This window comes from Flavobacterium saccharophilum, assembly GCF_900142735.1.
GTDB classification, from domain to species: Bacteria; Bacteroidota; Bacteroidia; order Flavobacteriales; family Flavobacteriaceae; genus Flavobacterium; species Flavobacterium saccharophilum.
Map to the genome: position 1 here is coordinate 376538 of NZ_FRBY01000003.1, position 18795 is coordinate 395332.

18 protein-coding genes are annotated in these 18795 nt (G+C 34.7%); 8 read left to right on the top strand and 10 right to left on the bottom strand.

Annotated features, from left to right (window positions below):
• Position 1 precedes the first annotated feature (1 nt).
• From BUA98_RS11625 to BUA98_RS11640, 4 genes are all read left to right on the top strand, one after another.
• Positions 2–2392: a 3-hydroxyacyl-CoA dehydrogenase/enoyl-CoA hydratase family protein gene (locus BUA98_RS11625; protein ID WP_072972673.1), complete on the top strand. Its 2391-nt coding sequence runs from the start codon at positions 2–4 to the stop codon at positions 2390–2392.
• 73 nt (positions 2393–2465) lie between these two features.
• Positions 2466–3647 (top strand): thiolase family protein, encoded by a 1182-nt coding sequence (locus tag BUA98_RS11630; protein ID WP_042563104.1) that lies wholly within the window; start codon positions 2466–2468, stop codon positions 3645–3647.
• Between the two features lie 234 nt (positions 3648–3881).
• A complete protein-coding gene (locus BUA98_RS11635) occupies positions 3882–5687 on the top strand; it encodes an acyl-CoA dehydrogenase family protein (RefSeq protein WP_072972674.1) in 1806 nt (601 codons plus the stop codon).
• A 335-nt stretch (positions 5688–6022) separates the two neighbouring features.
• A complete protein-coding gene (locus BUA98_RS11640) occupies positions 6023–7117 on the top strand; it encodes a glycoside hydrolase family 18 protein (RefSeq protein ID WP_072972675.1) in 1095 nt (364 codons plus the stop codon).
• Positions 7118–7192: 75 nt separating this feature from the next.
• On the opposite strand, the gene BUA98_RS11645 is transcribed toward BUA98_RS11640, so the two are convergent.
• From BUA98_RS11645 to BUA98_RS11660, 4 genes are all read right to left on the bottom strand, one after another.
• The gene (locus tag BUA98_RS11645; RefSeq protein WP_072972677.1) at positions 7193–7681 is read right to left on the bottom strand and encodes a hypothetical protein; all 489 of its coding nucleotides are present in this window, start codon (positions 7679–7681) and stop codon (positions 7193–7195) included.
• Between the two features lie 82 nt (positions 7682–7763).
• Entirely contained in the window at positions 7764–8681 is a 918-nt protein-coding gene (locus tag BUA98_RS11650) for a transporter (RefSeq protein WP_072972679.1), read from the bottom strand.
• Between the two features lie 54 nt (positions 8682–8735).
• The gene (locus BUA98_RS11655) at positions 8736–9257 is read right to left on the bottom strand and encodes a DUF4251 domain-containing protein (protein ID WP_072972680.1); all 522 of its coding nucleotides are present in this window, start codon (positions 9255–9257) and stop codon (positions 8736–8738) included.
• A 35-nt stretch (positions 9258–9292) separates the two neighbouring features.
• Positions 9293–9718: an META domain-containing protein gene (locus BUA98_RS11660; protein ID WP_072972682.1), complete on the bottom strand. Its 426-nt coding sequence runs from the start codon at positions 9716–9718 to the stop codon at positions 9293–9295.
• 213 nt (positions 9719–9931) lie between these two features.
• Between BUA98_RS11660 and BUA98_RS11665 the strand changes: the two genes are divergently transcribed.
• The gene (locus BUA98_RS11665) at positions 9932–10459 is read left to right on the top strand and encodes a superoxide dismutase family protein (RefSeq protein ID WP_072972683.1); all 528 of its coding nucleotides are present in this window, start codon (positions 9932–9934) and stop codon (positions 10457–10459) included.
• 105 nt (positions 10460–10564) lie between these two features.
• Positions 10565–11767 carry an LETM1-related biofilm-associated protein gene (locus BUA98_RS11670; protein WP_072972685.1) on the top strand — a complete coding sequence of 401 codons (1203 nt, stop codon included), beginning with the start codon at positions 10565–10567 and terminating at the stop codon, positions 11765–11767.
• Positions 11768–11815: 48 nt separating this feature from the next.
• Here BUA98_RS11670 and can read toward each other — a convergent pair whose 3' ends face one another.
• The 4 genes from can to BUA98_RS11690 all read right to left on the bottom strand — a co-directional run bounded on the left by can (position 11816) and on the right by BUA98_RS11690 (position 15183).
• Positions 11816–12454, bottom strand: a complete 639-nt coding sequence (gene can / locus BUA98_RS11675) for a carbonate dehydratase (protein ID WP_072972686.1) — start codon at positions 12452–12454, stop codon at positions 11816–11818.
• A 107-nt stretch (positions 12455–12561) separates the two neighbouring features.
• Positions 12562–14205 carry a SulP family inorganic anion transporter gene (locus BUA98_RS11680; RefSeq protein WP_072972688.1) on the bottom strand — a complete coding sequence of 548 codons (1644 nt, stop codon included), beginning with the start codon at positions 14203–14205 and terminating at the stop codon, positions 12562–12564.
• A gap of 79 nt (positions 14206–14284) precedes the next feature.
• On the bottom strand, positions 14285–14569 hold the full coding sequence (locus tag BUA98_RS11685; RefSeq protein WP_072972689.1) for a hypothetical protein: 285 nt from the start codon (positions 14567–14569) through the stop codon (positions 14285–14287).
• 134 nt (positions 14570–14703) lie between these two features.
• A complete protein-coding gene (locus BUA98_RS11690; protein ID WP_072972691.1) occupies positions 14704–15183 on the bottom strand; it encodes a Dps family protein in 480 nt (159 codons plus the stop codon).
• A gap of 108 nt (positions 15184–15291) precedes the next feature.
• On the opposite strand from BUA98_RS11690, the gene BUA98_RS11695 reads away from it, so the two are divergent.
• Entirely contained in the window at positions 15292–16233 is a 942-nt protein-coding gene (locus BUA98_RS11695) for a LysR substrate-binding domain-containing protein (protein ID WP_072972692.1), read from the top strand.
• A gap of 34 nt (positions 16234–16267) precedes the next feature.
• Here BUA98_RS11695 and BUA98_RS22525 read toward each other — a convergent pair whose 3' ends face one another.
• Both BUA98_RS22525 and mnmD read right to left on the bottom strand, forming a co-directional pair.
• Positions 16268–16465, bottom strand: a complete 198-nt coding sequence (locus BUA98_RS22525; protein ID WP_017496117.1) for a hypothetical protein — start codon at positions 16463–16465, stop codon at positions 16268–16270.
• 167 nt (positions 16466–16632) lie between these two features.
• Positions 16633–17298: a tRNA (5-methylaminomethyl-2-thiouridine)(34)-methyltransferase MnmC2 gene (mnmD, locus tag BUA98_RS11705; RefSeq protein WP_072972694.1), complete on the bottom strand. Its 666-nt coding sequence runs from the start codon at positions 17296–17298 to the stop codon at positions 16633–16635.
• 308 nt (positions 17299–17606) lie between these two features.
• On the opposite strand from mnmD, the gene BUA98_RS11710 reads away from it, so the two are divergent.
• Entirely contained in the window at positions 17607–18677 is a 1071-nt protein-coding gene (locus BUA98_RS11710) for a branched-chain amino acid aminotransferase (protein WP_072972696.1), read from the top strand.
• Positions 18678–18795 lie beyond the last annotated feature (118 nt).

Here is an 18795-nt window from a genome sequence, read left to right on the forward strand (position 1 = left end):
TATGAAACGCACAATTAAAAAAGTTGCTGTAATTGGATCCGGAATTATGGGTTCAGGAATAGCTTGTCATTTTGCCAACATTGGTGTTGAAGTTTTACTGCTTGACATCGTACCACGCGAGTTGACAGAAGCTGAAGCTAAAAAAGGATTAACACTTGAAAGTAAAGCAGTTCGCAACCGTGTAGTAAACGAGCACTTGGCGAATTCATTAAAATCGAAACCGTCTCCTATTTACAGTCAAAAATTTGCTAGCCGAATCACAACTGGAAATACGACTGATGATATGGCAAAAATTGCCAATGTTGACTGGATTATTGAAGTTGTTGTAGAGCGTTTGGATATCAAAAAACTGGTTTTTGAACAAATCGAGAAATTCCGTACTCCGGGAACTTTGGTTACATCAAACACTTCTGGTATTCCGATTCATTTTATGAGCGAAGGAAGAAGCGAAGATTTTCAAAAACACTTCTGCGGAACTCACTTTTTTAACCCTGCGCGTTACTTAAAATTATTTGAAATTATTCCTGGTCCAAAAACTTCAACTGAAGTATTGGATTTCTTAAACGAATACGGTTCTAAATTCTTAGGAAAAACTTCGGTTGTTGCTAAAGATACTCCGGCGTTTATTGGAAACAGAATTGGTATTTACGGAATTCAGAGTTTGTTCCACTTGGTTAAAGAAATGGGATTAACAATTGAAGAAGTGGATAAATTGACTGGTCCGGTAATTGGTCGTCCAAAATCGGCTACTTTCCGTACAGTTGACGTTGTTGGTTTGGATACTTTGGTACACGTTGCCAACGGTATTTATGAAAACTGCCCTAACGATGAGCAACACGAATTGTTTAAACTTCCTGATTTCGTCAACAAAATGATGGAAAATAAATGGTTGGGAAGCAAAACTGGTCAGGGATTTTATAAAAAAGTAGATAAAGATATTCTTTCTTTAGACTTAGATACATTAGAATACCGCGCTGCTAAAAAAGCAAATTTTGCTACGCTTGAACTGACAAAAACTATTGATAAACCAATCAATCGTTTTAAAGTTTTGGTAAAAGGAAAAGACAAAGCGGGAGAATTCTACCGTAAGAGTTTCTCAGGAATGTTTGCTTATGTTTCAAACAGAATTCCTGAAATATCTGACGAATTATACAAAATTGATGATGCGATGAAAGCCGGTTTTGGATGGGAAAATGGTCCATTCGAAATTTGGGATGCGATTGGTGTTGCCAACGGAATCGAAATCATGAAAGCAGAAGGTCTGGAACCTGCTGCTTGGGTTACTGAAATGTTAGCTTCCGGAAGTGACAGTTTTTATACTGTAAAAGAAGGTGCTTCTTATTTCTATAATATTCCAACAAAATCACAAGTAAAAGTTCCTGGACAAGATTCATTCATTATCCTAAACAACATTCGCGAAAGCAAAAAAGTTTGGAGCAATAGTGGCGCAATCATTCAGGATTTAGGAGACGGAATTTTGAACTTAGAATTCCAATCTAAAATGAATACAATTGGTGGCGATGTACTTCAGGCTATCAATAAAGCAATTGACTTATCTGAAAAAGAATATCAAGGTTTGGTTATTGGTAACCAGGCAGCGAATTTCTCTGTTGGAGCTAATATCGGAATGATTTTCATGATGGCAGTTGAGCAGGAATATGACGAATTGAACATGGCGATCAAATTGTTCCAGGACACGATGATGCGCGTTCGTTATTCTTCTATTCCAGTTGTGGTTGCGCCTCACGGAATGACTTTTGGTGGTGGATGCGAAATGAGCTTACATGCTGATAAAGTAGTAGCTGCTGCAGAAACGTACATGGGATTAGTTGAATTTGGTGTTGGTGTACTTCCTGGTGGTGGCGGATCTAAAGAAATGGCTTTGAGAGCTTCAGATTTATTCCGCAAAAACGATGTGGAATTGAATGTTCTTCAGGAGTATTTCTTAACTATCGCTATGGCAAAAGTATCGACTTCAGGTTACGAAGCTTTTGATACCGGACTTCTTCAACATGGTAAAGATATTATCGTAGTAAACAAAGATCGTCAGATCGCTGAAGCTAAGAAACATGCTTTGTTAATGGCTGAAGCAGGTTATACGCAGCCTATCAGAAGAACTGATGTTAAGGTTTTAGGTAAACAAGCTCTTGGAATGTTCTTAGTTGGAACTGACCAAATGGAAGCTGGAAAATACATTTCTGAGCACGATAAAAAAATCGCTAACAAACTGGCTTACGTAATGGCTGGTGGTGATTTATCTGAAGCGACTTTAGTATCTGAACAATATTTATTAGATATCGAAAGAGAGGCGTTTTTATCGCTTTGTACAGAAAGAAAGACTCTTGAACGTATTCAATACATGCTAACAAAAGGTAAACCATTAAGAAACTAGAGACAAGAAACAAGAAGCAAGATAAAGTCTTTTCTCTTGACTCTTTCTTCTTTCATCTAAACAAGAAAAAAACATGAAAACAGCATATATAGTTAAAGCATATAGAACCGCAGTTGGAAAAGCACCAAAAGGGGTTTTTAGATTTAAAAGACCTGACGAATTAGCAGCAGAAACTATTCAGTTTATGATGGATGAACTGCCTGATTTCGACAAAAAACGTATTGATGACGTTATGGTAGGAAATGCCATGCCGGAAGCAGAACAAGGACTTAACGTTGGACGTTTGATCTCTTTAATGGGATTAAAAGTTGAAGATGTTCCTGGTGTAACAGTTAACCGTTATTGCGCTTCTGGATTAGAAACTATCGGAATGGCAACTGCTAAAATCCAATCAGGAATGGCAGATTGTATTATCGCCGGTGGAGCTGAAAGCATGAGTTTTATTCCGATGGGAGGTTACAAACCAACTCCGGATTATAAAGTTGCTGCTGCAGGTCACGAAGATTACTACTGGGGAATGGGTTTAACTGCTGAAGCGGTCGCAAACCAATACAAAATCTCAAGAGAAGATCAGGATGAGTTTGCTTACAACTCTCATATGAAAGCGTTAAAGGCGCAGGCTGAAGGGAAATTCGACAAACAAATCGTTCCGATTACTGTTGACCAAACTTTCATCAATGAAAATGGAAAAAAAGAAACTAAATCATACGTTGTAAAACAAGACGAAGGTCCAAGAGCCGGAACATCAGTTGCTGCTTTGGCTGGATTGAGACCTGTTTTTGCTGCGGATGGTAGCGTTACAGCAGGTAACTCATCACAAATGAGTGATGGTGCTGCTTTTGTTTTAATCATGAGTGAGGACATGGTTAAAGAATTAAACCTTGAGCCAATTGCCAGATTAGTAAATTTTGCTTCATCTGGCGTTGAGCCAAGAATTATGGGTATCGGACCTGTAAAAGCTATTCCGAAAGCATTGAAACAAGCTGGTTTAGAATTAAAAGACATTGACTTGGTTGAATTAAACGAGGCTTTTGCTTCTCAGTCTTTGGCTGTAATTCGTGAGTTAGGTTTAAATCCTGATATCGTAAACGTAAACGGTGGAGCTATCGCTTTAGGTCACCCTCTGGGATGTACTGGTGCTAAACTTTCTGTTCAGTTATTCGACGAAATGAAACGTAGAGGTAGTAAATACGGAATTGTTTCTATGTGTGTGGGAACTGGACAAGGAAGTGCTGGGATTTACGAGGTATTGTAAAACGTCTTCTTTGTCATTTCGACGAAGGAGAAATCACACTAGTGATTCGACAAAGTAAACGTTTAGTTTGTCATTCCGAGGAACGAGGAATCTCCGCGACAATTATCCGCATAGTTTGTCAATCGTTGTGGAGCTACTTGCGGGGATTCCTCCTCCGTCGGAATGACAAAAAAGCTGGAAATACTAAATTATACAAGGTTATAAAATAAAAAAATATACAAAAAACAAAAAGCAATGGCAGATACAATCGAAAAAAACGTAACCCGTGGTGGTCAGTTTTTAGTTAAAGAAACAAAGTGCGAAGATGTCTTTACACCAGAAGATTTCTCAGAAGAGCAGTTAATGATGCGTGACTCTGTAAAAGAGTTCGTTGACAAAGAATTATGGGCGCATAAAGATCGTTTTGAGAAAAAAGATTACGCTTATACAGAAGCATCTATGCGTAAAGCGGGTGAACTTGGACTTCTTGGAGTTGCAGTTCCTGAAGAATACGGTGGATTAGGAATGGGATTCGTTTCTACAATGTTAGTTTGCGATTACATTTCTGGTGCTACAGGATCTTTCTCAACTGCTTTTGGTGCGCATACAGGAATTGGAACTATGCCAATTACACTTTATGGATCAGAAGAACAAAAGAAAAAATACGTTCCGAAATTGGCTTCTGGAGAATGGTTTGGAGCTTATTGTTTAACAGAACCTGGTGCAGGATCTGATGCAAACTCAGGAAAAACAAAAGCTGTTTTATCTGAAGATGGAAAATACTACTCAATCACTGGACAAAAAATGTGGATTTCGAATGCAGGTTTCTGTAGCGTATTCATCGTTTTTGCCCGTATTGGAGATGATAAAAATATTACAGGTTTCATCGTAGAAAACGATCCTTCAAACGGAATTTCTATGAATGAAGAAGAGCATAAATTAGGAATCCGTGCTTCTTCTACTCGTCAGGTTTTCTTTAACGATACTAAAGTTCCTGTTGAAAACATGTTATCTGAAAGAGGAAACGGTTTCAAAATTGCAATGAATGCTTTGAACGTTGGACGTATTAAATTGGCAGCAGCTTGTTTAGATGCACAACGTAGAGTTACTTCAAATGCAGTAAAATATGCTAACGAAAGAATACAGTTCAACACTGCAATTTCATCTTTTGGAGCTATCCGTTCAAAATTAGCTGAAATGGCAACTAATGCATACGCTGGAGAAAGTGCTTCTTACAGAGCTGCAAAAGATATCGAAGACAGAATTGCTGCTCGTGAGGCAGAAGGAACTTCTCACCAGGAAGCGGAATTGAAAGGTGTTGAAGAATATGCTATCGAATGTTCTATCCTGAAAGTTGCTGTTTCTGAAGACGTACAATCTTGTGCTGACGAAGGAATTCAGATTTTTGGTGGAATGGGATTCTCTGAAGACACTCCAATGGAAAGTGCCTGGAGAGATGCTCGTATCGCAAGAATCTACGAAGGAACAAATGAAATCAACAGAATGCTTTCTGTAGGCATGTTGATCAAAAAAGCAATGAAAGGACACGTTGATTTATTAGGACCTGCAATGAAAGTTCAGGAAGAATTAATGGGAATTCCATCTTTTGATACTCCTGATTTCTCTGAATTATTTGCTGAAGAAAAAGGAATTATCGCTAATCTGAAAAAAGTATTCTTGATGGTTGCTGGTAGCGCTGTTCAAAAATACGGACCGGATTTAGATTCTCACCAACAGTTATTAATGGCTGCTTCTGATATCTTAATCGAGGTTTACATGGCTGAAAGTACTATTTTGAGAACTGAAAAATTAGCCAAAAATCAAGGTGAAGCTAAAGTACAAGAGCAAATTGCTATGGCAAAATTATACTTATACAAAGCGGTAGACATCGTTAACTCTAGAGGAAAAGAAGGAATTATTTCTTTTGCTGAAGGTGACGAACAACGTATGATGTTAATGGGATTAAAACGTTTCACAAAATATACAAACAATCCAAATGTTGTAGCATTAAGAGAAACGATTACTTCTAAGTTAGTTGCAGAAAACGAATACTGCTTCTAATACAAAAATAGTTTTTAGCTTTTAATTTGTTTAAACCCGCACAAGTCCGAAACTGTGCGGGTTTATTTTTTTCTTTTTTTTCAACCATATAAGTCATATAAGTTCATTTAAAAGTAGAGACTCACAGCAGTGTATCTAGACCATAGCGCATATAAAATAGTTTTTGTGACAGATTGAAGCATTAAAATAATCTTTGAAAATCCAATTTATGAGGCGCAATATTTTTGCAAAAATTTGCAAATTTTCGTTAAAATTAGCTTTACGATACAAATAACATAGTTAAATATTAAATGTATTGCCTTATATTTAGCATTCAAAAAACAAAAAACTTTAAAATGAAACAAATTAACCTGATAGCTTTGTTTTTATTGTGCCTATTTACTACAAATAGCTTTGCACAAAAAAACAAAAAAATGGACATCATTGCTTACTACACCGGCGATGACAAATTGATTAACGAATACGAAATCAACAAACTGGATCAAATTATTTTTAGTTTTTGTCATTTAAAAAATGGAAAGCTAAGTGTTGATTCGCCTAAAGATTCTATAACAATTAAACATCTGGTTTCTTTGAAAGCTAAGAATCCGCAACTTAAAATTGTTTTATCTCTTGGTGGCTGGGGAGGCTGCGAACCTTGCTCTGCGGCATTTTCGACAGATGAAGGCAGACTTGCTTTTGCAAAATCCGTGAAAGAAGTTAGTGATTATTTTAAAGTAGATGGTTTAGATTTAGACTGGGAATACCCATCAATTGAAGGCCTTCCAGGACATTTATACCAAGTCGCGGATAAACCTAATTTTACTGATTTGTTAAAAAAATTGCGTTCAACTCTAGGTAAAAAGTACGAACTAAGTTTTGCTGCGGGAGGTTTTCAAAAATGTTTGGATGAATCTATAGACTGGAAAGGCGTTGCACCATATGTAAATCGTATTAATATTATGAGTTACGATTTAGTAAACGGGTATTCTAAGGTCACTGGACATCATACGCCATTATACAGTACAAATCCGAAAGAAGAATCTACTGACAGAGCAGTTACTTATCTATTAAAACAAGGCGTTCCTGCTGAAAAGTTAGTTATTGGTGCTGCTTTTTATACCAGAACATGGAAGAATGTTGAAAACATCAACAATGGTTTATATCAGGCTGGTGAGCACATTCCGGGCGCCGATTTCAAAAACTTTGCTACAACTTATACAGAAGCAAATGGGTGGAAATATTTTTATGATGAAAAAGCGCAAGCGCCTTATTGGTACAACGCAGGAACAAAAACATTTGCAACATCTGATGATATTAGATCTGTGAAAGCAAAAACAGAATATGCCAAAGCAAAAAAATTAGGTGGCATCATGTTTTGGGAACTTACTCTCGATAGTCCGAAAAATGGAATGGTTAATGCTATTTATGAAGTTAAAGTAGCTAAATAAAGAGTTTAAAAATAAAAAAAGCGACAGTTGTAGAAATCTATAACTGTCGCTTTTTTTTAGTAAAGGTAAAAGTTGTTACATCTGAACCTTCGTTTTATCCAATTCTCCAATAAAAGGAATTGTATCCTGAATTTCGTTACGAATAACAGTTTGCAAATAAACCTCTAATTGAATAAATTTTGCTGCATTAATGGCTCCAATTGCCTTTTTGGCCTGACCATACGTTTTTGAATATAACTTTTCGTAATCCTGATTATTTTTTAAAGTTCCTTTAGCTAATTCGTCTGCTTTTTCTTCTGTAAGAGTTGCATAATTCTCTGCATAATAATTAATTAGCTGCAACTTTGTTTGACCAAGCGCTTTACGTTCGGTTTCGTATTTGTCATATACTTTTGTAAAAGCAGCATTCTGAGTATCAGACAAATTCATATATTGTTTTACAAGGTCACTTTTAGATTTTCCATAAATACTCTGCACTAATTCTACATCTTCTTTATAGGAAGATTGCGCATACGATGAAAACGAGGCGATTGCCATAACAAGAATAAGACTTAATTTTTTCATAGTTTTTTGGTTTTAGATTAATTTCAAACATTTATTCATTATCAAATATACTGATTTTAAACACATTACACTATTTCAATCTTTAAAAGAAAGAATATTGATACGCTGCCGTTAAAGCGTAATAATTTAAGCCATTATTTGTATAAGCCCCGACGTGGTATTGAAACCTAAGAGACTGGCCTTTTGCAATCGGTGTTGAGAATGTTCCTCCAACTCTCCAATTATCCACTTCACTGGCTTCTCCTACTCCATCAATTATGGTTTGCCCACCAAAAAACCAAGTTGTATTAAACCCAAGCCACATACCATTTTTAAAATAATAACTAGCATGCGCCTGTAAACTTCCTGTAGGTTTCTGTTCCATTTTTTTTCCTAAAAAATCATTGTTATCGGTATAAAACCAGACGCCTCCATAAACTTCAGCATAAAAATGAGAGAACCGCTGCGAGATACCAATTTCGGGTTTAAATCCCCAACGATTTGTACCAATATTCACGCGCTTATCATCATAATATTTTCCTGTTGGAATTGATGTCACTAAACTCACCCCTAAAATGGTCTTTTGCTCGAATTTTCTAAATTCTGATTTATCAAGAGCCGGGGAACCTAATAAATTAATTCCAAATCGCACTTTCATATCACCAAACCCCGTTCTTGAACCTGTTATATTCTGACCACTTACATTCGCTGATCCATCCATAAAAGTAAAAGGTAATGCAACTTGCACACGAGCCAATTTATCTGCCAAACCAAATGTTCTCACATAGGTTGCAGCCAGATTATGACTTTGAATAACGAAATCAGAAACTGGCAATGATGGTTCTGTTAGTACATTTCCATCCATAAAAGCATATCCGATGGCTGCTACATTTAATTTTTTAGGAACATTAGCATATACCCGAGGTTCTAAATCCTGGCTAAAACCTGAAAACATTCCTAGTAGAAACAAAATCAGAAAATGATGTTTTCCAATCAAAACATAAAAAGTATTTTTTGGCATAAAGTAAAGAATTCGGGGATATTATTATTAAAACTAAAAACGCTCTTACTATTCTTATTTCTTAATTTCATCCGTTTTTGGAGCTTCAATTTCTCCATCATAGGAAATCGAGGCTCTGTTATTACTGCTGATAGAAAGCGAGGCCCCTCCATTAAAAAAAATATTAAAATAAAGCGTATAAACATCATCTTTACCTTTTACAGTTGCTTTAACAGTATACGATTTTTTCTTTTTCTCAATCTTAATATCTTCAGGAACGCCTTCAAACTTTATACCGCCATCTCCGCCATATGGCACACTAAAAGCGCGTCCAAAGAAAGGTAAATCACAAGTTGTTTTCTCTGTATTAAATTTCAGAAAATAGGTATTGTAATCTAAATTCAACATCCTACCCCCTTGTGGAGTTGCTTTTTGTCCTTCAAAAACAAAATTTTTAGAATCGATAAGTGCTTCGATTTCTTTTTGTTTCTGTAATTCACGCTCTGCTTTTAATTCTTTCTTTGTTTTTTCCTGGGCCAAAACCGGAAAGCTTATAAAGCACAATAACACTAATAAAATGGATAATTTACGTTTCATAAATAAATTTTTAATAGAGTTAATAAATGAAAGTTTTACTTTTTGGTGAACCGCATCATAGCAATATCACCAGAAATAAGATTGAGCGTCCTACCATCATCTGTCACGTCATAAGAAGTTATTTTTTGCAAAGTGCTCATAAATACCTGTTCTCCCTGTCCGTCCTGACACATCATTTTGGTCATTGCCATAGGTTGAGTGAAATCAATTTTATTACCGTCGAGAACCAGTTTTCCGTTAAATGAATTACAGCTGCTGTTTCCGGAAATATGATTTTCTTTCAGGTCAAAATTTATTGTTGGTTTTTTAGTCGGATATAATCCATCAAAAGCAATTCTTGGACCCGAAATATAATTTAGTTCCCAATTTCCTTCTAGTTTAGAAACGGAATCTACTTTTTTGCATTTACACGAAATTAGTATAGTGCTTAAAAAAAACAGGATAAAAACATTCTTCATCATAACGTTAAAGATTAAATATTAATGAATTAGAAAATAGAATCTGGGAAAATTTTCGTTAAAAACCTTTACGAATTTAAACAATATTTTTGTCTTCAGCCTCAAACTATTAGTAAAATACAACGAATAGTTTTAGATTTTTTTAACTTAAGATGTTAAGTTATATCGTAATTTTTATGTTAAATTTACTTAATCTTTAATTTAAAAGCCTCACGTATGAAAAAAATAATTGTTTCTTTCGCTATAATTACTGCCCTAATTATTGGCTGTAAGACAAATACAAAATCGAATGATGCCAAAACTTTAACTGTAAATTTAGAGCCAAAAAGCAATAGTACCGTAAGCGGAACAGCAACTTTCACAGAGAAAAACGGAAAAGTAACTTTTGTTGCAAAAGTAGCCGGACTACAACCCGGAGTACACGCAATCCACATTCACGAAAAATCAGATTGTACTGCAGCCGATGGAAGTTCAGCTGGCGGACACTGGAATCCAACCTTTAAAAAACACGGAAAATGGGGAGTTGATGAATATCACAAAGGTGATATCGGAAACTTCACTGCTGATGCAAAAGGTAACGGAACGATCACTTTAACTACAGACGAATGGTGTGTTGGCTGTGGTGATGCATCCAAAGATGTTTTAGGCAAAGGTTTGATCGTACATCAGGGAACAGATGATTTTACTACTCAGCCTACCGGAAATGCCGGCGGTAGGGTTGCCTGTGCAGGTATCATCAAATAAAAATTCAATAACCACTATTTTTTCACAAAATCTAGTGGTTATTTCATTTTAAAGTAATTCTAAAACAAGAAAAAGATATAGCTTTGTAGCCTCAAACAAAAGTTAATGATTAACCCATCAGCACCAGGTTGGATAGATAAGTTTTTTAGCGAACAAAAGTTTTCAGAAGCAATTCCTTTTGAAACTAATGAATCGTTTTACGATAAAGTCAGAGCAACGGGATTTATTTATGGCCATATCATTTCGATTGATTCTCAAATTCCTATTCCGATAAAAGGCTGGTTTAAAACCGAGATTTCTAAAATTGCTTTACTAAATACTTTATATGGCGTTTTTTGTCTGGAAAAAAGAAATTCTGAACCCAACAATTTCACTGCCGAAGTTTTAAAATTTTATAAAGAAATGAATCCTGAAGGGTTTAATCTGTTTAAAATTTTACTTCCAAAAGATACTCCTTCCCTTTCATTAGAAAGTATAATCGATCAGCGAGTACAGACGAATGACAGTATTATCAGTAAAAACTTTTCGCATCTGGTAACCAATGCTTTGTTGTTTATTGATGTATTAGCTTTTAGACAATATTTAGAACACGGTGCAATTCCGGAGAAATATTTAAAACGAATTGAAGAAACCGTTTTGGGTATTGTTGGCTTGGCCTTAAAGACCAAAACAGTTAAATCGCAGCATGATGATTTACTGATTAAGCTTTTTGAAGCGTCAATACGCTATTCAAAATTTTCAAAAGTTACGGTTGACACTTTAGAAACTTTACAACTTGATTATTTTACCAATAAACTAGAGCATTATTACCTTATAGATATGGCCGGAATGGCTTTATGGAGTGATGGCGTGGTTGAGAATGAAGAAGCTTACTTCTTGTATTCCTTAGGATCAATGATGCGTGTTTCAGACGATTTTGTAACACATAGTATCGATACTACCAATTCGTTCATCACAACACATAAAAAGAAGATTCCGTATTTCAATTATTCAAATCCGGTGAAACATTTTTACGATCAGATGACACACACAGTCGTAAAATTGATTATTAGAAACAAAAACAGACTGGTTAAGGAAATTGTTCAGAGTAAAGAATTAATGGTATTACTGGCCTATTCTACAACCAGAGATCTGGATGCCAAGGAAAAGAAAAAAGTAAAAAAACAGCTTTTGGATATCTGTAAAACAATTCCGTCGCTTACCATCTTTTTACTTCCCGGAGGAAGTTTGTTATTGCCGATCTTAATAAAGTTTATTCCAACCATGTTACCATCTGCTTTCAACGAAAACCTGGATGAAAACGAATAAAAAAAATCGCCCTTTTGAGGCGATTTTTTATTCTTATAATTTATCTTCTTACAGATTACTCAATTGATATACATCATCTAATTCAGCATTCGAAGCAATGTTCACATTTAAATCAGTTACAAAACCAGAATTCAAACCGTAAACCCAGCCGTGAAGCATCAATTCCTGACCATTTTTCCATGCTCCTTGTACAATTGAAGTTTTTGCTAAGTTATAAACTTGTTCTTTAGCATTGATTTCTACAAAAGCATTAAAACGCTCTGTTTCATCTTCGATTGAGTTTAAGTATTTGTCATGCAAACGGTATTCATCTTTAATGTGACGAATCCAGTTGTCGATAATTCCAACAGACATATTTCCCATAGCAGCTTTTACACCACCACAACCGTAATGCCCGCAAACAATAACGTGTTTTACTTTTAAAACATTTACTGCATAATCTAATACACTTAACATGTTCATGTCTGAGTGCACTACCATATTAGCAATATTACGGTGTACAAAAACCTCACCTGGCTTAGCTCCAATAATTTCGTTTGCAGGAACACGGCTATCAGAACATCCAATCCATAACAATGGCGGTGTTTGTCCTTTTGCTAAATCTGCGAAATAATTTGGATCCAATTCTAATGATTTTTCAACCCACTGCTTGTTGTTTTCTATTAATTGCTTATAAAACTCTTTCATTGTTTTTTAATTTTTGAATGGCATTTCCATGTGATTAAACGTACCAAAAGAACTTATGTAAAGTTACCTAAATTTTGATGGTTCTACCACTGCAGAAATACCTTAATTTATTTTTTTACTGTTTCTTTTTTAACCAATGCTCTCTTCGCAACATCATAATAATGTTCAATTGTAACGTGATTATCTTTGTCAGGTGTGTTTTCTAACTCGTAAGCTTTCTTAAAGCCTCTCAGTTTTACTTTGATATTTTCATCAATAGCACGCGTTTCTTTAAACTCACGAATTAAATCTAAAACATCGTGTGCGATATATTCCGTATCATGCGCGTTGATGATCACTTTCGAATTTTCAGGAATTTCATTCAATGTTAACTTGATAGCCGCTTTGTTTAAGAAAGAAACTTCCTGAGCTAAGTCGATATGAATAACATCACCATCCTCGTATTGTTCCTTTTTAAAGCTGTATGCTCTTTTGAGGTTTCCTCTCAATACAAAAATAATACTGATGATAATTCCTAATGCAACACCTTTCAATAAATCTGTTGCTACAACAAATACTAAAGTTGCGATAAAAGGTACGAATTGGTATTTTCCTTTTTCCCAGAAATGGAAGAAAGTTGCCGGCTTAGCTAGTTTGTAACCAACTAGTATTAAAACGGTAGCTAAAGTAGCTAACGGTATTTTATTTAATATTGCCGGAATACTCAAAACACTTACTAATAAAAGTACACCGTGAATAATGGCAGACATCTTAGATTTTGCACCTGCATTATTATTTGCAGATGATCTAACTACAACTGATGTCATTGGTAAACCTCCTAAAAGTGAACTCACAATGTTACCAATTCCCTGAGCTCTTAACTCAACGTTTGTATTGGTATAACGTTTTTGAACGTCCATTCTGTCAGCAGCTTCAATACATAATAAAGTTTCAATAGAAGCTACAATGGCAATTGTAACAGCTACTACCCAAACCTGCGGATTTGTTACGGCAGCAAAATTTGGTGTAATAAGAATTGATTTAAATTCGTCAAAAGATTTTGGAACTGGCAAAGAAACCAAATGTTCTTTTGCAATTGCCAATGAGCTTCCTGTAGAAGTAAAAACTTCATTTAAGACTACGCCTGCAATAACCGCGATAAGTGCTCCCGGAACTAGTTTTAGTTTCTTCAAAAAAGGAACTTTTTCCCAGGCAATTAATATTACAAATGAAACTAGCGAAATAACTACAGCTCCTAATTGAATGTGATTAATTACATCGAATAAAAAGGAGAATGAATTGCTACCATCATTCTGAATAAAAGCCTGATCACCTTCAAAGTCAGCATCATAACCAAAAGCGTGCGGCAATTGTTTCAGAATAATAATAATCCCGATACCCGCAAGCATTCCCTCGATTACATTGGTTGGAAAATAATTTGAAATACTTCCGGCTTTTAAAAATCCTAATGCTAATTGAATTAATCCAGCAATAAAAACAGACATTAAAAAAACGTCGAAGGCACCCAAATCAGTGATAGCGGTAAGAATAATAGCTGTTAGACCAGCTGCCGGACCAGATACACTGATATGTGACTGGCTTAAAAAGCCTACCACAATACCACCAACAACACCTGCGATAATTCCAGAAAATAACGGCGCTCCAGAAGCCATTGCAATACCTAAACACAATGGAAGAGCCACCAAGAAAACCACCAAACCTGAAGCAAAATCAGATTTAAGGTTGGCAAAAAGATTAATTTTTTTTGACATAATACAATACTAAAAATTGATACATTAAAGATCTACTGCGTTTACTATAAATACAGTTAGTTTAAAATAATCGGAAGTATTATACTAAATTGGGTGGTGGAGCAAATATGCTCGGCGAAATATTGTCTAATTTTACAATATTTTCAGACACGATGGTCTTTTTTTCAATATAAGCAGGCATTACAACTTCGTGGTGAAGTATTGCCGGATAAACCGCAGCCTTAAGTTCTTTGTGTGAGTGCTCCTCTTCAGAAAAACTGAAGAATATAGACGTATCATTACTTTTCTTCATCAACGTCACAACAGTAGGCGTTGCCAGGAAAGCAATAAATATGAATAATAATATGCGAGCGAGTAATTTCATTGTCGCAAAAATAGTGTTAAACAAATAAAATCAAAGCTTGAAGCAAAAATTTTTATAGAAATTTAACATTCATAAAAAAAGCAGCATCATCTATAGAGACAATACTGCTTTTTAATTTATTTATAAACAACGAATTACAACTCTTCTTCAAGCCATGCATTCATCATCCAAATCGTTTTTTCCTGCTCCGCAATGAAGTCACTCATCATAGAATTTGTTCCTTCATCATTGATTTCAGCGGATTGATTTAAGATTTCTCTTTCAATTTTTAGCAGATCTGATAAAGAATGTACGATCAGGTGAACTGCTTTTTCATCGTTTGAAATATTTTTTCCAACCGTCAATTTGTTGTTTTTTATGTAGTCTTCAAAAGTATGAAAAGGAGTTCCACCAATTGTCAAAACTCTTTCCGCTATCATATCAATTTTCAATTGAGAATCAGTATATAACTCTTCAAATTTTACATGTAAATCAAAGAAACGTTTTCCTCTAATATTCCAATGTATTCCTCTTAAGTTTTGGTAGTAAACCTGAAAATTAGACAACAAGACATTCAATTCTTTCACTAATAATTCTGACTCTTTTACAGGCAATCCTAAAATATTCGTTTTCATGTTTTTATTATTTTACAGTAAGTTACTACAAATTTAAGGGAACATCTTAAAAAAAGTTATAAAAAAAAATTATATTTTCTTATTTTTGCATCACAAAATACTATCAAAATGACGATAACTCAATTACAATATGTGTTAGCAGTTGCCGAACACAAAAACTTTACTCTTGCTGCGGAAAAATGTTTTGTGACTCAGCCCACTTTAAGCATGCAGATTCAGAAGATTGAAGAAGAACTTAATATTTTAATTTTCGACAGAAGTAAAAAACCAATTCAACTTACAGACATTGGCCAGAAAATTGTTAATCAGGCTAAAAACATTGTAAACGAGGCAGATAGAATCAAAGATATTGTAGAACAGCAAAAAGGTTTTATTGGGGGAGAATTTCGTTTGGGAATTATTCCGACGATTATGCCGACGCTTTTACCAATGTTCCTTAACAATTTTATTAAAAAATATCCAAAAGTAAAACTCTTAATCGAAGAGCTTAATACTGATGAGATTATTGTAAAATTAAAAAATGGTCATTTGGATGCTGCAATTGCCGCTACTCCACTTGAAGATGAAAAGATAAAAGAGATTGTGTTGTACTTTGAGCCGTTTGTCGCTTATATACCAGAACATCACGCTAATTTCCAGAAAGAAGAAATTGAGGTTTCTGATTTAAATATTAATGAAATTTTACTTTTGCAGGACGGGCATTGCTTTAGAGATGGTATTTTGAATTTATGCAAAAACGGAACCGATGTCGAACAAAACAATTTTCAGATTCAAAGCGGAAGTTTTGAAACGCTGATAAAATTGGCCGACGAAGGCTTGGGCACAACGTTACTACCGTACTTGCACACCATGGATTTAAAGGATTCCGATAAACTGAAACTACGTAATTTTAAGGAACCAAAGCCTGCTCGTGAGGTAAGTTTAATTTACCCGAAGAGCGAATTAAAAATGCAAATCATTGACGCGCTTCGATCAACCATTGCCGGAGTTGTAAAAGGAGCAATAGTTTTTCAGAATGTTCAAATCATTAGTCCGCTACAAAAGAAATAAAAATAAAAAAGGAGCCAATTTGGCTCCTTTTTCTTTATACTTTAATTAGTAGTAGACTTTGTTTTAATTCTGGTTTTTCAATAATAAAATTCAATAACCATTCTTGCAATTGTTCCATCTCATACGGTAACAGTGTTTTGATAGCTTTTTCCAGCTCTTTGCAGAAAAGTATCGGATCGAAACTAACTCTCTCAAGTATTGATTTCGTGTAATCAAACATCATTTTTGACATAATAAAATAAGATTTTTGGGGGTTATCTATATTTCTAAACTCGCACCAAATTTAAACAAATAACACATACAAAGCTTCATTTTAACTATTTTTTTTTAAAAACTTTAGCAACGAAACCGTTTTCTTAGTACAGATAAATCAATATAGAACCATTATAAATAACTAATTTAAACCTTTTTAAAGGCCCGAAACATTTCACGTTTACCTGGAGGACCAGCTAATTTTTCGACAGTAAAACCTACTTCAATCATACTTCTTTTAACAACTCCACGGGCGGCATATGTTACTAAAACGCCGTTTGATTTTAAACTATTGTACATTTTTTGAAAAATTTCGGTGCTCCACAACTCAGGTTGTACACGATATCCGAAGGCATCAAAGTAAATCAAATCAAAAGTTTCAAAATCGTCGATTTCATCAAAAAATTGTTTCCTTTTGGTTAACGAGAACTGATCGCAAATTTCCACTTTATTATCCCATTCACATTTATGCATTTTTTCAAAAATGTTATGAAATTCCAATGCCTCCAGCTCTTCCACATAATTCATCGCTAAAACTTCCCCGGCATTTACAGGATAGGCCTCTACCCCAACATAATCAATCTTCTGATTTTTTTTAACTGATTCTAAAAAAGTAATAAAAGCATTCAACCCAGTTCCAAAACCAATTTCAAGAATACTAACCGGACCTTTTTCGAATAATGAAAGTCCGTTTTTTATAAATACATGTTTAGCTTCCTGAATGGCACCGTGCTTGGAATGATAACACTCATTCCATTCTTTCAAATGAATTGTTGTTGAACCATCTAGCGTTTTAATTATTTCTCTTTCCACCTTTTTAGATATTTACAATCTGATTTTATTGTGTTTCAGACCATTTTACTAGTCAAATTTAGTCAAAACAAATGCGTAAAGCCTTAAAAAACGATACTTTTTTCATAAATTCTTTATAAAAGTCAGTCATTTTTTTAGGTTTATTATAAGATAAATAAATCTCAGTTAAAGGCCGTAATTAATACAGTTTTAGCAAGTAATTTATATATTTTTACTTAATTTTGCATTTAATAAAACCTATTTTACACCAAATCATCACGTTAGGAGCCTTTCTCTGGAGATGAAAATTACATAAAACATATATTATTATGAGTACAACTCAAACAAGCAAAATTGAAATCAGAAAAGCTACGTCGTCAAAAATAAGCGCGGTAGACTTTGAAAACTTAAGCTTTGGTGCTGTTTTCACAGACCATTTATTCGAATGTGATTTTAAAAATGGAGAATGGCAAAATCCTGTCATTAAGCCGTACGCTCCTATTTTAATGGACCCTTCTTCAAAAGTCTTTCATTACGGTCAGGCTATTTTTGAAGGAATGAAAGCTTATAAAGATGAAAATAATGATGTTTGGTTGTTCAGACCTGATGAAAACTACAAACGTTTCAATAATTCTGCTGTACGTATGGCAATGCCAGAAGTTCCGGAAGCTATTTTTATGGATGGTTTAAATGAATTATTAAAAATCGATCAGGAATGGATTCAAAGAGGAAACGGAGCAAGTATGTACATCCGTCCTTTTATGATTGCTACAGGACCTGGAGTTATTGCAAATCCGTCTGACGAATATAAATTCATGATTTTACTTTCTCCTGCAAAATCATATTATGGAGGTGAAGTGAAAGTAATTATTGCTGAACACTATAGTAGAGCTGCAAATGGTGGAATTGGAGCTGCAAAAGCGGCTGGAAATTATGCTGCACAGTTTTACCCAACTAATTTGGCTAACAAAGATGGTTTCCAACAGGTAATCTGGACCGATGATGCAACACATACTAAATTAGAAGAAGCGGGAACAATGAACGTTTTCTTCAGAATTAACGATACCTTAATGACTGCTCCAACAAGCGAAAGAATTTTAGATGGTATTACCAGAAAAAGTTTGATTGCTATGGCTGAAAAAGAAGGATTAAATGTAGAAGTTCGTCCAGTTCTTGTATCAGAATTAGTAGAAGCTGCTAAAAACGGATCTTTAAAAGAAATTTTTGGAGCCGGAACTGCTGCCGTAATTAGCGTAATCAAAGGATTCTCTTATCAGGATGTTTACTATGAAATGACTCCAATTGAAAATTCTTATGCTTCTCTTTTAAAAGAAAAACTAACAAGTCTTCAAAACAAGCTTTCTGAAGATACTTTTGGCTGGACTGTTAAAGTTCAGTAATTAAAAAGGATATTAAATACAAAAACCCGACAGCTTTAGTTGTCGGGTTTTATTTTTTCACAAAAATAACACAAAGCTTTCCGAACTTTGTGTTTGTAAAGGAACTCAAGAAAAAAAA

Excerpts from the sequence above, each read along its gene's own strand:
- BUA98_RS11625 (WP_072972673.1), top strand. The coding sequence starts at position 2 with ATGAAACGCACAATTAAAAAAGTTGCTGTAATTGGATCCGGAATTATG.
- BUA98_RS11630 (WP_042563104.1), top strand. The coding sequence starts at position 2,466 with ATGAAAACAGCATATATAGTTAAAGCATATAGAACCGCAGTTGGAAAA.
- BUA98_RS11635 (WP_072972674.1), top strand. The coding sequence starts at position 3,882 with ATGGCAGATACAATCGAAAAAAACGTAACCCGTGGTGGTCAGTTTTTA.
- BUA98_RS11640 (WP_072972675.1), top strand. The coding sequence starts at position 6,023 with ATGAAACAAATTAACCTGATAGCTTTGTTTTTATTGTGCCTATTTACT.
- BUA98_RS11645 (WP_072972677.1), bottom strand. The coding sequence starts at position 7,681 with ATGAAAAAATTAAGTCTTATTCTTGTTATGGCAATCGCCTCGTTTTCA.
- BUA98_RS11650 (WP_072972679.1), bottom strand. The coding sequence starts at position 8,681 with ATGCCAAAAAATACTTTTTATGTTTTGATTGGAAAACATCATTTTCTG.
- BUA98_RS11655 (WP_072972680.1), bottom strand. The coding sequence starts at position 9,257 with ATGAAACGTAAATTATCCATTTTATTAGTGTTATTGTGCTTTATAAGC.
- BUA98_RS11660 (WP_072972682.1), bottom strand. The coding sequence starts at position 9,718 with ATGATGAAGAATGTTTTTATCCTGTTTTTTTTAAGCACTATACTAATT.
- BUA98_RS11665 (WP_072972683.1), top strand. The coding sequence starts at position 9,932 with ATGAAAAAAATAATTGTTTCTTTCGCTATAATTACTGCCCTAATTATT.
- BUA98_RS11670 (WP_072972685.1), top strand. The coding sequence starts at position 10,565 with ATGATTAACCCATCAGCACCAGGTTGGATAGATAAGTTTTTTAGCGAA.
- can (WP_072972686.1), bottom strand. The coding sequence starts at position 12,454 with ATGAAAGAGTTTTATAAGCAATTAATAGAAAACAACAAGCAGTGGGTT.
- BUA98_RS11680 (WP_072972688.1), bottom strand. The coding sequence starts at position 14,205 with ATGTCAAAAAAAATTAATCTTTTTGCCAACCTTAAATCTGATTTTGCT.
- BUA98_RS11685 (WP_072972689.1), bottom strand. The coding sequence starts at position 14,569 with ATGAAATTACTCGCTCGCATATTATTATTCATATTTATTGCTTTCCTG.
- BUA98_RS11690 (WP_072972691.1), bottom strand. The coding sequence starts at position 15,183 with ATGAAAACGAATATTTTAGGATTGCCTGTAAAAGAGTCAGAATTATTA.
- BUA98_RS11695 (WP_072972692.1), top strand. The coding sequence starts at position 15,292 with ATGACGATAACTCAATTACAATATGTGTTAGCAGTTGCCGAACACAAA.
- BUA98_RS22525 (WP_017496117.1), bottom strand. The coding sequence starts at position 16,465 with ATGTCAAAAATGATGTTTGATTACACGAAATCAATACTTGAGAGAGTT.
- BUA98_RS11710 (WP_072972696.1), top strand. The coding sequence starts at position 17,607 with ATGAGTACAACTCAAACAAGCAAAATTGAAATCAGAAAAGCTACGTCG.